This is a genomic window from Thioclava sp. IC9 (assembly GCF_002213225.1).
Classification (GTDB): domain Bacteria; phylum Pseudomonadota; class Alphaproteobacteria; order Rhodobacterales; family Rhodobacteraceae; genus Thioclava; species Thioclava nitratireducens.
In genome coordinates this window covers 39,932-54,315 of sequence record NZ_NBNX01000008.1, presented here as the reverse complement: position 1 = coordinate 54,315, position 14,384 = coordinate 39,932, and the positions used below count along the sequence as shown (strand labels likewise).

9 protein-coding genes are annotated in these 14,384 nt (G+C 63.6%); 3 read left to right on the top strand and 6 right to left on the bottom strand.

The window, feature by feature from the left end:
* The first annotated feature begins 99 nt into the window (after positions 1-99).
* Positions 100-2,469: a glycosyltransferase gene (locus tag B6V76_RS17355; RefSeq protein ID WP_166504625.1), complete on the top strand. Its 2,370-nt coding sequence runs from the start codon at positions 100-102 to the stop codon at positions 2,467-2,469.
* A gap of 3 nt (positions 2,470-2,472) precedes the next feature.
* Here the strand turns inward: B6V76_RS17355 and B6V76_RS17350 are convergent, their stop codons facing one another.
* Positions 2,473-3,540, bottom strand: coding sequence for a DUF2793 domain-containing protein (locus B6V76_RS17350; RefSeq protein WP_088728034.1), 1,068 nt, complete (start codon positions 3,538-3,540; stop codon positions 2,473-2,475).
* 141 nt (positions 3,541-3,681) lie between these two features.
* On the opposite strand from B6V76_RS17350, the gene B6V76_RS17345 reads away from it, so the two are divergent.
* On the top strand, positions 3,682-5,079 hold the full coding sequence (locus B6V76_RS17345) for a phosphomannomutase (RefSeq protein ID WP_088728033.1): 1,398 nt from the start codon (positions 3,682-3,684) through the stop codon (positions 5,077-5,079).
* On the opposite strand, the gene B6V76_RS17340 is transcribed toward B6V76_RS17345, so the two are convergent.
* From B6V76_RS17340 to B6V76_RS17330, 3 genes are all read right to left on the bottom strand, one after another.
* Positions 5,076-7,751: a DUF4214 domain-containing protein gene (locus B6V76_RS17340; RefSeq protein ID WP_141104939.1), complete on the bottom strand. Its 2,676-nt coding sequence runs from the start codon at positions 7,749-7,751 to the stop codon at positions 5,076-5,078. The two genes, B6V76_RS17345 and B6V76_RS17340, sit on opposite strands and share 4 nt — an antisense overlap.
* A 185-nt stretch (positions 7,752-7,936) precedes the next feature.
* A complete protein-coding gene (locus B6V76_RS17335) occupies positions 7,937-8,590 on the bottom strand; it encodes an ABC transporter ATP-binding protein (RefSeq protein WP_075773817.1) in 654 nt (217 codons plus the stop codon).
* Between the two features lie 5 nt (positions 8,591-8,595).
* Positions 8,596-9,825 (bottom strand): hypothetical protein, encoded by a 1,230-nt coding sequence (locus tag B6V76_RS17330; RefSeq protein ID WP_141104938.1) that lies wholly within the window; start codon positions 9,823-9,825, stop codon positions 8,596-8,598.
* A 75-nt stretch (positions 9,826-9,900) separates the two neighbouring features.
* Between B6V76_RS17330 and B6V76_RS17325 the strand changes: the two genes are divergently transcribed.
* On the top strand, positions 9,901-10,698 hold the full coding sequence (locus B6V76_RS17325) for an ABC transporter permease (protein WP_088719457.1): 798 nt from the start codon (positions 9,901-9,903) through the stop codon (positions 10,696-10,698).
* On the opposite strand, the gene B6V76_RS17320 is transcribed toward B6V76_RS17325, so the two are convergent.
* On the bottom strand, positions 10,664-11,824 hold the full coding sequence (locus B6V76_RS17320; protein ID WP_141104937.1) for a hypothetical protein: 1,161 nt from the start codon (positions 11,822-11,824) through the stop codon (positions 10,664-10,666). The genes B6V76_RS17325 and B6V76_RS17320 overlap by 35 nt on opposite strands.
* Complete coding sequence (locus B6V76_RS17315; RefSeq protein WP_141104936.1) at positions 11,821-14,151, bottom strand: glycosyltransferase; 2,331 nt, start codon at positions 14,149-14,151, stop codon at positions 11,821-11,823. Before B6V76_RS17315 ends, B6V76_RS17320 begins: the two co-directional genes overlap by 4 nt.
* Positions 14,152-14,384 lie beyond the last annotated feature (233 nt).

Genomic DNA, 14,384 nt, shown 5'->3' with positions numbered 1-14,384 from the left:
CCCGCCAATTTCCGGGTGGCGCGGAGTGTTGCGATTATCGCCGGCGATGGACAGGGGCTTATCCATCAAAAATTGACTTTTCTCGAAGACAATTTTGGCATGTCGACTTTCGCCCCGCCCCCGTCCGCCGTCTCGTTCCTCCACCGCCTGCGCGGCTATCGCGGCGCGCTCGAGCGGCTCGAGAACGGAAGGGTAATCGGTTGGCTCGCGAAGACAGGCGACAGCGCCTCGCTCGATTTCGAGATCCACTGTAACGCTGGGCGGCTCGGGTCGGGGCGCGCGGCAATGTTTCGCGCCGATCTTGTGCAGGCAGGCATCGGCGCGGGCAACCACGGCTTCGCGCTCCCTCTCTCGCCGGCCCTGAAGGACGCCGCAGGCGGTGCGATCAGCCTGCACCTTCCCGGCGGCGGCCCGATCGCCTCGCTGCGCTTCGACCCCGATGCGGCACCGTGTCCGAAAGAGAGAGACGCTCTGCGGCGTCATATGCTTGGCCCGATCGTCACGCTACGCTCCGCCGGGACAGAGCGGGCCCGCACTCCCCATCTGAGCGCGCAGCACCCCCTTTTCACCTCGCGCGCGGGGGAAGAGGCGCTGCCCGCACCGCTCTTTTCCTACATCGACTACGCGCGCCATCATGCGGGGATGGCGAAGCAGCTCCCTCTTGATGGCAGCGACAGGGCGGTATCGAACATTCTCCGCTGGTATCTAGAGAGCCACGCCGCGCAGCACCCGGCACAGCAAATCCCGCTGAATCGCGTCGCGATCGACTGGCTCAATACGGAGATCCACCCCGGCGGCCCGAGCCGAGCGATGCATATCCTCGGCAAGACCGGGGACGATCGCGACACCGCGACCGCATGGGCACTTCGCGGGGCCCCGTCGCTCGGCGTCGCCGATTGCCTCCTCCCCGACAGCCTGATCGAGTCTTTGTCCCAGTCGGAAACCCCCGGCCCCTGGCCGATGACCCGCGGCCTTCTGGCCCTGCGCGAGGCCATCCCGCCGCTCGCGCAGTTTTCGCCGAAAATCGAGCGCCACCGCCGGATGCTGCATGTGCTCGCGATGATCCTCGCGGCCGAACGGCCCGAGATCTTGCTGTTCCTGCGTCGAAGTGAAACGAAGATGCTTCTCGAAGGCGGTCGCCTCTCGGATGTCTGCGCGCGGCTGCATCCCGGCCCGCCGATCACCCGCGCGCACTATGCAGCGGCGCTGCGCGAGAATGGGTTCGACCTCGACAGCATGGCGTTCCTGCGCGCACCCGGCGGCCATCGTCTCGCGGCTGCCACCCGCCCTGCCCCGAAGGGCGTCCCGGTCGATGTTCAAGTCCTTGGCCCCTTCGCGAAAGCCTCCGGACTGGGCCAATCGACGCGGCTCTCGCATGACATTTTGTCCCGCTGCGACGTCACGCTCAACGCGGTGGAAAGCGCGCGCGACAATCCGACGCCAGCGCAAGGCGGAGCCAAGACCGCCGTATCCCGCCCCGCGCGGATCAACCTCCTGCACCTGAATGCAGACGCGATCCCCCCGGCCTTCTCCTTCGACGCCGACTGTTATTCCGACGCCTACAATATCGCCTATATGCACTGGGAATTGACCCGCGCCCCTGCCTGCCATCGCCTCGCCCTCGATCTGATCGACGAGGTCTGGGTGCCCTCGGAATATTGCGCCGAAATTTACCGCAAGGCGACCGATAAGCCGGTGGTGAATGTCGGGATGTGCTATCCTGAACCGCCCGCCATCGACCGGGGCCACGCGCGCAGCGCCCTGCGCCGACGCAACGATTGGCCCGAGCAATGCTTCGTCTGCCTCGCCAGTTTCGACAGTTTCTCGTTCGTACAACGGAAGAACCCGCTCGGCACCATCCACGCCTTCCGCGCGGCCTTTGCCGAGGATGCGGAGGTGCGCCTACTGATCAAGACGCAGAATCGCGGCCGTATCTGCGATCCGGCGCAAGCCATGCTTTGGTCCGAAATCGAGCGGCTCCTGGCGGCGGACCCGCGCATCTCTTTGCTCGACGAGACGCTCGATCACGCGGAAGTGCTGGAGCTGATGACCGGTGCGGACCTCTACGTGTCGCTGCATCGCTCCGAGGGCTGGGGGTTCGGTATGCTCGAGGCGATGGTGCTTGGCGTGCCGGTCTTATGCACGGGTTATTCCGGCAATCTGGAATTCTGCAACGAAGAGACCGCGTGGCTTGTGCCTGCGACCGAAGTCGAAGTCGCGCCGCAGGACTATCTCTATGTCGAACCGGGGATGCTCTGGGGCGAGCCCGATCACGCCGCCGCGGTCGCCCAGTTACAAGCCGCGCGCAGCCACCCGGATGCGCGCAAGAAAAAGGCGGCGCAGGCCGAAGCCTTCGTGCGCCGCCATTTCTCCGCCGATGCGATCGCCGCGCGCTACAGTGACCGCCTGTCCGAGATTTTCATCCGACTCGACGGGGCGCACAAACCGCTCGCTCGCCCCGCCGAGTAAGCGTCACACCCAGCGCCCGATCGCGGTGACGCTCAGATCGCAACTCTCACCGCTGAGGAAACTCGCGCCATTCGCGGCATAGACCACGGCGCGCGCGCCCGAACTCGTGATGGCCTCGACTCCCGCGAAGGAGAGCGCACCCGCACTAATGGCACTACCCGCTGCGAGGCTGTCCGCATCGAGCGCGACACTCAGACAGGGCGCCTGCGCGAATTGCGCCGGATAAGCCCAGTCCTCCTTGAGCGCCCAATCCGCGACGTAACTAAGGCTCAGCTGCGCCGAACAAATCTGCGTGCCATCGGCAAAGCGGATGTAATCGCCCGAGGCGGTGCTGCCCTGCTCGATGACGGCACCCGTCGATACGCCGCCGACCTGCGCGACCGTGCCGACGACGCCGCTGCCTGTCAGCGCTCCGTCGATCACCGCGCCTTGCGACATCGTCGCGCGCCCGGTGGCCGCGTCGATGCGCAGACCCTCGAACCATGTCGCGCCATCCGCACTCGCCTTGATCGCGAAGTCGTCGCTGCCCGCCAGTCCCATTTCGGCCCGGCCAGACCAGTTCGACTGGAACAGCAGGCTCGCCGTCTCCGCCGCCGCTGCCTTGTTCAGCTTGAGCTGATGACCCGCCCCGGCATGGCTCAGCAGCGAAGCCTCTGCAGCAACCGAAAACCGGTTCACCGCATCATAGCCAGTCATGATCCCGACACCGTCGAGTTGGCTCAACTCCGGCAACGGCGGCACGTCCCAGGCGCCTGCTGCGAAGACCAGTTCCACCGCCTCATCCAGCACGAAAGCGCGCCAGCCCTCACGCGGGCTCAGAAGTTGCCAAGCCCCGGCCGAGAAGATCGCAAGCGCGCCGTCCTGCCCCGCCCATGCGCCCAGCGCACCGGCAGGCAAGAGATACCTCGCCCCCTCGGATGGACCGGCCGGAGGTTCGCTTTCACTGCGCGAAATCACCGCAAGCTGCAGAAGCGTATCGAGCCGTTGCAGCGCCTCGTTATGGGTGACGTGTTTCTGGGCCTGGCTGCCAAGGATGAGCGGCAGCGCGAGATTGGCGGTATGATCGGGCATCGGGATTTCCTGCGATGGTTGCGATGACCGACGATAGGAATCTGGCGTTAACTGTATCTGAGAGCGGCGCACGGTGCTTGCCTGTCCCCACCCCTCCCCCTAGGGTCGACGCGATTGCAACGGCGCGACAATCGAGGACATATGGCACCGAAATTTGGCACCAGCGGGCTGCGCGGCCTTGTCACCGAACTGACCGACGCGCTGGTCACCGATTACACCCGCGCGTTCCTGTCTGCCTGCCCGCAGGGCGGAGCCGTCCATGTGGGCTGGGACTTGCGCCCTTCCTCCCCAGCGATCGCCGAGACCGTCATCGCCGCAATCCGCGACGCCGGACTCACCGCGATCCGCGAGGGCGCGCTCCCTACCCCCGCGCTCGCGCTCGCATCGATGGGGGCGGGCAACGCCGCGATCATGGTCACCGGCAGCCACATCCCCGCCGATCGCAACGGGCTGAAATTCTACGTCCCGCATGGCGAGATCGCGAAAGAGGACGAGGCCGCCATCCTCGACCGGCTCGGTCAGGACCATCCCGTGACCGAGAAGTGCGGCTCCGAAATCCCCGGGGCAGATACCGCGGCGCACTACATCACCCGCTATGTCGACGCCTTCGGCTCGGAGGCTCTCGAGGGCCTGCGCATCGGCGTCTATCAACACAGCTCCGTCGCTCGCGACATCCTGGTCACCGCGATCGAGGCGATGGGCGCGACCGCTGTTCCGCTCGCCCGATCGGACGAGTTCATCCCCGTCGACACCGAGGCGATCGCCCACGAGACTCGCGAAACGTTGCAAGGCTGGTGCACCGAGCAACGGCTGGATGCGGTGATCTCGACCGATGGCGATGCCGACCGCCCGATGTTGACCGACGAGTCCGGCACGCTGATCCCCGGCGACGTGCTGGGGGCGCTGACCGCGCGGCTTCTCGGGGCGAAAATCCTCTGCACCCCGGTCTCCGCCAATACGATGGTCGACGCGATGCCAGAATTCGACAGCATTCATCGCACTAAGATCGGATCGCCCTTCGTGATCGCCGCGATGGGGGCCGCCCGCGCTGCCGATCCAGCCGCGAAGGTCGTAGGCTATGAGCCCAATGGCGGCTTCCTTCTTGGCTTCACCGCAACGGGCCCTGTCGGGCAGATCGCGCCGCTCGCAACGCGCGATTGTCTGCTACCGATCGTCGCTCCGCTGGTCGCAGCGAAAAAGGCCGGCACCGCCCTCAGCGGACTTGTCGCCCAGCTGCCCGCCCGCTTCACCGCAGCCGACCGGGTCGCCGAAGTCTCGACCGACCGCTCGCGCGCCTTCATTGATCGCCTCGCGGCCGATCCCGTCGCACGGACGGAATTCTTCAGCGATTTCGACCCGGCCGAGCGGATCGACCAGACCGACGGTCTGCGCCTAACCTTCCCCTCGGGCGAGATCGTCCATCTGCGGCCCTCTGGCAACGCTCCTGAATGCCGCTGCTACGCCGAAGCCGCGACGCCCGAGCGCGCAGAGAGCCTTGTCGCAAGCTACCTCGCCGCACTACGAACGGAACTCACCTAGCCCGAGAGGTCGAACATCCCGTCGGAGAACAGGCCGAGATCGGTGTCGATGAATTCGACCGTGACGCCCTGATCCGAGAACGTCACGCCGGAGCCGGTCTCGATCATATGGTGGCGGGCCTCTGCGGCAGAGCTGTAGTTGAACCCCTCGAAGCTCAGCTCATCCCAGGGTTCGATATCGATGATGACGTGATGCCCGTCTTCATCAGCGCGGAACACGAACTGATCCGCCATCACGCCACCCTGGAGCAGGTTGTACCCCTCGCCGCCATCGAGTTGATCCTCGAAGCCGAAAGAACGGAACCAATCGATCTGCGACTGCGCCGTCTGGGTTATCATCTCGGGGCTTTGCGCGAAGGCGGCGACGACCTTCTCGCGAGTGTAGCCCCCGCTGGCGAGTTGATCGACCCACCATGTCAGCCCTTCGCTATCCGGCGCCCGCCCAAAGACATTCTGATAGAGCAGCGAGACGAAACCGGCATCGTCGAGACTGCCGTAAGTTGCGGTAAATTCCGGCGAGTTGACGAAGCCCGAGACCACGTCGAGAAACTCCATTCCGTCGGCCTGCATCTCGCTCCAATACATCATCCCGCCGAGATTCGGCTCGCGCCCGAGCGTCGCCTGATACAGGCGAAACACGTCGTCGGTGAAATCCGTCTGAGTGCTGGCCTGGCTCAGGAGAAGCGTGTCGACTTCCGTGGCCTTCCTAAATTCCGGGCTTTCCGAAAATCCCAAGACAACCTCCTCCCGGCTTCGTTCCCCCCGATCGAGCTGGTCGAGCCAATAGCTCAGCCCCCCGCTATCGGGGTTTCGATCCAGCACGTTCTGGTAAAGCAGCGTCAGAAACTCCGCGTCGCTCGTCTGCGCGTAGTTCGACTGGAATTCCGGCGAGTTGATGAATCGGTCCGCGACTTCCTGCAAATCGATCGCGCCACTCGACAGAAGGTCCGTCCAATAGTGCAGACCGTTCGCATCGGGCGACCGGTCAAGCGTCGCCTGATAGACCCGGAACACCTGTGCCGCGAACGGATCGTAGCTGCGATCGATCCGCCCTCCATTGAGCAGATCATCCCCGCCCATGCCTTGCAGGATATCCGCCCCGTCATTGCCGACCAGCAGATCGTCCCCGCCGCGCCCATCTATGATATCGCCCTGCGCTGTACCTTCTTTGTGGATATCGCCGACCTCGAGCGGGTTGATCGCGGAATGCCACAGATCGCGCAGCTCCGAGGTTTCGAAATCCGCGGCGCTCAGGCTTGAGCCATTCGCGGTATTCACGATCACCCGTTCGTCGCCGATCCGAATATCCGCCCCCGTCGCGGTCGGGGTAATGTCCAAAGCCTCCTTGGTGTAGAACCAGGCCATGCTCGAGAGGTCGAGCCGATCGATGCCGGGCTCGTAATCCATGATGAAATCCGTGCGCCCATCCGCATCGAGCACGAAGACGTCCTCCCCTTCGCCCCCCCAAAGCGTATCCACACCCCCGCCGTCTTGCAGGATGTCCGCCCCTGCCCCGCCGTGGATTTCGTCATCGCCTGCGCCGCCGGAAATCTGATCGTTTTCCGCCCCACCTTTCACGGTTTCGCCGCCATCGCCAAGCTTCAGCGCCAGACCGGCAGGGCCCAACTCCACCTTGATATGGCTGATCCCCATTCCCTGATCGCTCGCGCTCGCTGACACGTCGCCCGCCACGAAAATATCGAGCCCGGTCGCATCCGCGATCATCGCCGCCGCAGCCGGATCGGTCAGCGCGGTTTCGATCTCGTCCGCCAAGGTCCCGATCTGGACCAGTTTGCCGCCGGGCAGCAGCGTAAGCAGGCTGACCCCGTCATCGGCGCCTCCGGCCAGCACATAGACCTGATCGCCCATCGTCACGGTTTCGAGCGTCGTCACGCCCTCGAACCGCGTGCCGAGGTCGTCATTGATCTGATCGGTGACCTCCATCCGCCCGCCCGGACCGAGCGCCACGACAGAGATCGAGCTTGTGCCCGCCGCTCCCAGAAGCGCATAAGCCTGACCGCCCACATGGACCGTCTCGATCGAATTAGGGGTGTTGATGAAGAGGCCGTCGCGCGCATCGATCTGACTGGCGATCTTCAGCTGTCCCTGCGTATCGAGCGCGAGCGTGGTCAGCGAATTATCCGTAGCCGAGGCGGCCAGAACGTATTGCGCCCCGTCGATCTCGACCGTGCCGAGAGTATGGACATCATTCGCTGACCAAGCGGCGCCCGCAGTGCCCTGCGCGATCTCTGTCATCCGGCCTCCGGCACCCATCTGCCAGACATGCAGCCCGCTCCCATGCGCCAGGGCGCCGACGAAAAAGCTCTGCGCGTCGAGTTGCAGCGGCGCGATCGCAAGCACCGCACCCGGCGCAACCGCCCCCGGCAGCGTAAACACATCGCTGATTCCACCGTCATTCTGGTTTAGCCAGACCGCTTGAAACGCGCCCGATGCCGAACCGGTCGCCATCAAGGCAGGACTGCCGTCGATCGAGATCTCGGTCAGCGTCCCGGCTGCATCCAGTCCCGCACTTTCGCTCAGATAAGCCAGATCGCTCGAATTCAGCTGCGCGCTCAGCGGAAGCTGCGCGATGCCGCCTGGCGCATTGGAAATCGAGTAAAGCGTCGGCCCCGTCTCACCCTGCACGAGAAGCAGGTCGGTGATCGACGTCATGAAATTTTCCGCACCATTCGTTACGGTCGCGACCGGCGTCAATTGAGGCATAGCCACCTCCGTTTTCAACGTTCTCACTGTCTCAAGGATGAGGCGCGGCTGGGCTCAGAGCGCGGAGGGAAAGCGGCCCGAAAATGGTTTTTTCTCAATATTTTAATAGAATTCAACGGCTGACATCGCCCAACTCAAAGCATATTGCGTTCGTGGCAGGCAATCGCGGCATTGAGATCGTCGAAAAACTCAAGCCGTCCACGCTCGAGCACCGCGCCGCAATCGCAAATCTCGCGCAACTGGTTCATCGAGTGGCTGACCACAATCGCTCCGGCTTCTTTCAGCCGGTCGCGAAACAGGGCTGCGCTCTTCTCGCGAAACGCCGCATCGCCGACCGCCGTGATCTCGTCGACGAGATAGGTGTCAAAACTGATCGCCATCGACGCCGCAAAGGCCAATCGCGCGCGCATCCCGGAAGAATAGCTGCGCAGCGGCATTCGGAAATGCAGCCCGAGCTCTGCAGTCTCCTCCACGAAGGCCACCATCTCATCCGTATCCACCCCGTAGATCCTCGCGATGAAGCGGCAATTCTGCGCGCCTGTCAGGTCATTGTGAAACGACCCTGCGAAGCCGACAGGAAAAGAGACGCTGCCCCGCGTGATCACCCGGCCCCGATCGGGCCGTGCGGTCCCCGCTATCATTTGCAGAAGCGTTGATTTCCCCGCCCCGTTGCGCCCCAGCAGTGCGACGGATCGCCCGCTGGGAAAGCTCGCGCAGATATCGAGCGCCACGATTTTCTCGCCACCGGGAACGCGGAAGCTCTTGCCGAGATTTTGCAGCCGGATCATCGCCGTTACCGACGGTCCCGGATCGCATAGCCCGCCAGCACGCCAATCGCCCAAAGCAAAATCAAGCTGCCCGCGATCAGCGCAAGAAGCGTTTCGCGGCGTGGATATTCGGCGCTCTCAGCGAGGGTCGGCGCCATGAATGTCGCGAGAAAACGGCTCTTGCGGCGCGCCTCGGCCTCCGCCGCCTCAAAGCTCGCACGCGTTGCCGCATAGGCACGCTCTGCGAATTCGCGCTCCGTCATGAGCCGCTCGAATTCGCCCACGATGCTTGCATAGGCTTCGTCCTTCGTGCCGCCCTCGATGCCAAGCTTGCGCCGTTCCGCCACGATCCGTTTCTCGATCACCGCCAGCCGCCGCTCGGCCTGCTTCAACCGCGGATCCGTACCGCTGCGCACGGTGCCGCGTAGTAGATCGCTCTCGATCATCACATGCGCCTGCTGCTCGAGCAGCGATCCCAGAACCCCAGCTTGGCTTTGCAAATCCATCTCCGGGCTGATCAGTTGATGGCGATTGCGGAAGGTGGTGAGTGCCATGCGCGCCGCCTTCAGTCGCCCCTCCGCGCGCCGCAACTCGCCGCGCGCATGGCGGATCGCGTCTTCGCGCGCCGCGTTGCTGAGCCGATTAATCATCGTCGAGCTGCGGGCCATCAAGGTCTGCGCGATCCGCTGCGCCGAGACCGGGTCGAAAGCCCGCACCTCGATGTCGAGCAGCCCGGCACCCGCGCCGTGCCGCACATGGACCATGCGCCGCCAATAGGCGACAAGATCCTCCAGATTGGCGTCGGTCGACAGCCCGAACACCGGATCTGATCGCTTGCGCGACCAAATCGCTCTCAAATCGAGCGCATCGTCGATCTCGGCGACAAGGCTGGGGCTTTGAATAAACTCATACAGAATATCCGTATCGTCCGAAGACGCCCCCGACAGGCTGGATAGCCCGCCGAAAATATCGAATGCCGGGCCGGCCTCCTTGCGCTGAACCGTAAAGCCGACGCGGGAGACGAACTGATCTGCAGCCTGCGCGTAAAGAAAACAGGCAGCGGCCAGGACCGGCGCGACCACCAGCGCCACGAAGCTCAACCCCACCGCATGATGGCGCCGCCGCCAACGCGCCTTGCGGGCAGGCGGGGCGTAAGCGCTCGGCACTGGTCGTAGCGGCTGGGAGACGTCGCGCAACCCCGCCCCCGTCGCAAGAACGGGCGCGGCCCGCGCAGGCTCGTTAACCGCGTGTTTCACAATTGGCTCCACTATTGATCGCATCGGATCCCAGCGAACACGATCCGAATTGAAAACCGGTAAACGAGGCTCGAAATGTTTTTCTCACATGCGCCCAGTCCCCCCAACCGGTCTTTCCCGGCTCTTCGTGCGATCGGCGCGCTCATCTTGCGCGAGATGTCCGCCAGCTACGGCCGCTCGCCGGGGGGCTATCTCTGGGCTCTCCTCGAGCCGGTCGGCGGCATCGCCTTGCTCACTCTTTTCTTTTCGTTGACCTTCCATGCTCCGCCGCTCGGAGCCAGTTTCGCGCTTTTCTATGCGACAGGGCTACTGCCCTTCATGCTGTTTTCGGAGGTCCAATCGAAAGTCGCCAACGCGCTCACCTACTCGCGCGCCCTTCTGGCCTATCCGACGGTGAGCTTTCTCGATGCACTCATCGCGCGACTTGTTTTGAATGCACTCACGAAACTCATCGTCTCTTACCTAGTTCTTCAGGGCTGCCTGCTGATCTTCGACTCCCGCGCGAGCCCTGATCCGCTGCGGATATTCGAGGCGGCGAGTCTTGCCGTGCTGTTGTCCTTCGGCATCGGAACGCTCAACTGTTTTCTCTTCCTGCGTATCCCTGTCTGGCAGCAGATATGGTCGATCCTGATGCGGCCTATGTTCCTGATATCCGGTGTGTTTTTCCTCACCGATCACCTGCCGACGTGGGCCGCAGACGTCCTGTGGTTCAACCCGCTCGTACATGTCATCGGCTATCTGAGGCACGGGTTCTTCCCGACCTACGAGCCCGATCATCTTTCCGCGCCTTGGGTCATCGGCGTATCACTCGTGGCGCTGGCCATCGGCCTTCTGGCGCTCAGGACGCGTTACCGGGATCTCCTCGCAAGGTGAGCGTTGCGGACCGGCGCGAAGGCGCACCGAACAGCGCGGCGCGCCATCGACCACAACGGTCCTTGTGCAGAAGGGTATCGAGACGCTTTGCGATCAACCGATCGAGTTCTCCAAGCGTTGCGTCCGCTGGCCATGACCCAGAGAGGAGCCGCCCCGCAAAGACGCGCAATTCGTCGAGATCGTCTAGCTGTGCAGGACCTTTCTCTATTTCGGGATGATAGGGATAGGGTGAAGCCCAGAACGGATCGTCGCATATGGCCTCCGCCTGGGTAGCGGGTAACACGCGCTCGAGCTTTTGGCGCTGGGTCTGCGCGATCTCCTGCAGCGTCTCCACATGATGCGGCGCGATTGCCCACGCGCGGCGAAGCATAGGCCCCGCCGCCAAACACCTCTGCAACAGGAACTCGATTTCGGCGCGATGGGTATCTGGGCGGAAGCGCCGATTGCGCAGTAGGAAACCAATCTGCGCCGCGCTGCCAGTTCTGTGACGCTGCCGGGACGGCTGGCTCGATGTTTGAAAGAGAGCATCGGTGCAAGCGACCGCGTCATGCCCTGCTGGGGCGACCTGCAAGCGAACATTGGGAATACGCACCCAAGCCGCGAGATCGGCACCGAAGCTATAAGGACACCGCCAGGCGCGCAGCCAATCGTCAAAGCAGGGACGGCTCCAGACGCCCCACTGCCAGAACGCCGCATTCATCCATGTCAAAGGCGGCCGCAGGAAGGCCAACACGGTGACGGGCGGATGGCCAAGGTCGGCGAGCAGCGACGCAAAAATTTCGGGGCGCCGAATCCATCCCTCATTCGAGAAAAACGGGATGTAGCCGCAGCTGTGGGCGCGCGCCATTTCTCTCTGGAAGAAAGCGGCGAAGGGTCTTGCCCCGACCTCGCGACCCGGATCTGGCATCGAGACATATCCGTAAGGAGAAAGCGCCGCGGCATGTGACACGGCCCTGCCGCGCAGCGGCATCACCAATCCCCTGACCTTCGCCGCGCCGATATAGCGCACGCGATGTCCGGTGCGTGACGCCCTGTCCGGGCGTACGCTCCATGCCGATTGAAGGGCCGAACTGCCGCATTTCGGAGCGCCGACGTGGAAGACAGCAAGACTGTCCTCGAATGTCATGCCACCCACCTTTCGCAGTCGGGCTGTCCGAGCAGGCGACCCATGTCGACATCCGATGGATACCGTGGCAGTGGCAAAACGCATCCCTGTCTGCCCGCAGCCCTGACCGCCTCAGCCTGTGCGCCGAGATCGAAACAGGTCACCGGCAGGCCGGTGCCGAGGGCCTCGTGCGTCGTGAACGAAAAGGTCTCCGGCCAGAGCGACGGGATAAACCACCGATCGATTCCGTGATGCGCAACCAGTATCGGCAAGTCAGACCGCTCGAACGGCCCATGGATGTGGTTCGGCGCGTCAAGATGAAACCGCGGATCGAGAGTCCCCAGTAGCACGAGCCGCGCGCGCCCGTCAGCGATGCACGCATCGCCTACGGCTTCCACGACCGAGGCTCCCTTGTGCAGGCCGATATGGCCAAGCACGCCAATAACGGGCTGCGCAGATCTGTCAGCATTCGAGGAGGTGCCGGAGTTCGCCAGGTGCCTGTGATGCGGATAGGTCAGAGGTGCAGGTCGCCTCCTGTCATGCGGCTTGCAGTCTATCTTATCCGCAAGGTCGGGGCGAACCGACGTAACGATGCCAGCGGAACTGTGCGAGAAAACGCGCAAGCGCGTCGCCGCGGTCATTGCGGCACCCCATGCAGCTTCCCATTCCGATCGGTCGCCGCTTGAATGCGCGCGAGGCGGCTTTCGGAATCCGGGGCGCAGATCGATACGCACCGGGATGTCGCGCAGACTGGGCCCCTCTTCCAGGAGGGTGTATGCCTCACTGAGAGGGAAATAGTCGTGGAAAAGAATGTCGAGTTGGTGCCCTCGGGACAGATCGACTAACAGCTCGGGGATTTCGAGCGGCGCCGAATGACCGACGCCGCAGGAATAGATTACGTGGCGTTCTGGAAGGACCTGCAGCAGAGAAAGGATCGCTGCCCGATCCGCCGTCTCTGTGATGCATAGGCCGAGCGGGTCGTGAAGCTCGATGGACCAGCGAGCCGTACCGCCGACACGTAGAACGACGCCGCGCCGCCCGGCGCGAAGCTCCGCGGCGATTTCCTCACGCAGCCGAATCTCGGCGCCGCCACCAAGGGAATGCCCGAGCCAGATTTTGAGCGGCGCGGCCTGCAATGCGCCCGCACGCGCCAAGGCAAGCACAAAACGAGGAGCTGCCAGCGGGTCGCGGCTAAGAAACCGATCGACCGCGCGCGGATAGCTCGGATAGCGCCGCTCGATCTTCGCGTGATTGCGTTCCACCAGTTTCTGGCGCGCCGACGGACCGAAGGAGGCACTGCCCCGATGCTCGACGAAAAGCGAGCTTATCCCGACATGGCGCCCCCCGAGCCGCCGTACCCTCTGGCACCAATCCGTCTCTTCTCCGTAGCCGCGCCCGAATCCGGGATCGAAGCGCGGGAGTTGGGAAAGAAAGCGGGGTGCGAGCGCCATGCAAAAACCGATCCCGGTGGGCAGATCGGCGCGCGCTTGCGAAGGTTCCAACTTCGCGGCGATGGCATCGATCTGATCGACGGCCCCGGGCGGCAGATCGCTCCGCGTACCAGGCAACGGCACCGACAATATCTGCGCGTCATTCGACATTGGCGTCACGCTTGCCACCTCAGGGTCGGCGAGCGGCTCCACAAGCCGCGACGCCCAGCCCGCAGGCACGAAGACATCCGAATTCAGCAAGACCACGGGACGGTCTGGGAAGCGATTCAGGACCTCCTCATACCCGCGATTGACGGAGGCGACGAAGCCCAGATTCGCTGCATTTTCCAGAAGCGTCACGTTGGCTTTGACCTTACACCAATCGCGCAGAAACGGCCGCATCTCGGGATCGGTCGAGCGATCTTCGACCACGATCATGTGCCAATCGAGATCCGTATGCCGAACGATGCGATCGAGCGTCTCGCGCAGCAAATTCCGCGCGTTGAAAACTGGCAAGACAATCACGATCGCGGGGGAAGCCGGCGGTTCGTCAGGCGGTCCGGTGCGCAACAAGTCGGATGGTAGAAGCGCACCTCGCGATTGCGCCACAAACCCCAGTGCCGACTTCACCCTCATCCCCGCGGAACTGTCGCCGCGGCTTCGCCATCGCCAGATGTCGCCGGCATGAGAGGCGAGCCGCCAAAGAAATATCGGCGCAATACGCAGCTGCCCGAAAGTGAGACGAAGGCGTCCGATCGGCGGCAAGGTCCAGCTTTCGTTTCCTTGCCCTTCAGCTCCTTTACCGGGAATGGCCAGTTCTACCCGACCGGGCCAAAACGGCAGATCGAAGGCGAATTTCGCCACCCCTGAAGCGTCGGGTTCAAGGGCGCATCTTTGCGTCACGCTGTCCAACCGCAAGACCAGCTCCGGAGCGGCGATTCGCCCCTCCAGCCGAAGACGGTTTCCGCTATACTCATATCGCGTGACATGCAGGCCCCAAGCTTCCGCGCGCGCGCCCAAACCGCCCACAGTCCGAGAGATTCGGAGGTTCGCGTCGGCATATCGCTGAAAGACCCGGAAAATTCTGCCCAGCACAACGATTCCTCGCGATAGCGTCCAAAATCGGCGTCAGGTGACGCCATCTTTCGGAA

What these genes read in the sequence shown, in the direction of transcription:
- B6V76_RS17340 (WP_141104939.1), bottom strand. Translation starts at nt 7,751, where the DNA reads ATGACGTCGATCACCGACCTGCTTCTCGTGCAGGGTGAGACGGGGCCG.
- B6V76_RS17320 (WP_141104937.1), bottom strand. Translation starts at nt 11,824, where the DNA reads ATGACATTCGAGGACAGTCTTGCTGTCTTCCACGTCGGCGCTCCGAAA.
- B6V76_RS17335 (WP_075773817.1), bottom strand. Translation starts at nt 8,590, where the DNA reads ATGATCCGGCTGCAAAATCTCGGCAAGAGCTTCCGCGTTCCCGGTGGC.
- B6V76_RS17345 (WP_088728033.1), top strand. Translation starts at nt 3,682, where the DNA reads ATGGCACCGAAATTTGGCACCAGCGGGCTGCGCGGCCTTGTCACCGAA.
- B6V76_RS17355 (WP_166504625.1), top strand. Translation starts at nt 100, where the DNA reads ATGTCGACTTTCGCCCCGCCCCCGTCCGCCGTCTCGTTCCTCCACCGC.
- B6V76_RS17325 (WP_088719457.1), top strand. Translation starts at nt 9,901, where the DNA reads ATGTTTTTCTCACATGCGCCCAGTCCCCCCAACCGGTCTTTCCCGGCT.
- B6V76_RS17350 (WP_088728034.1), bottom strand. Translation starts at nt 3,540, where the DNA reads ATGCCCGATCATACCGCCAATCTCGCGCTGCCGCTCATCCTTGGCAGC.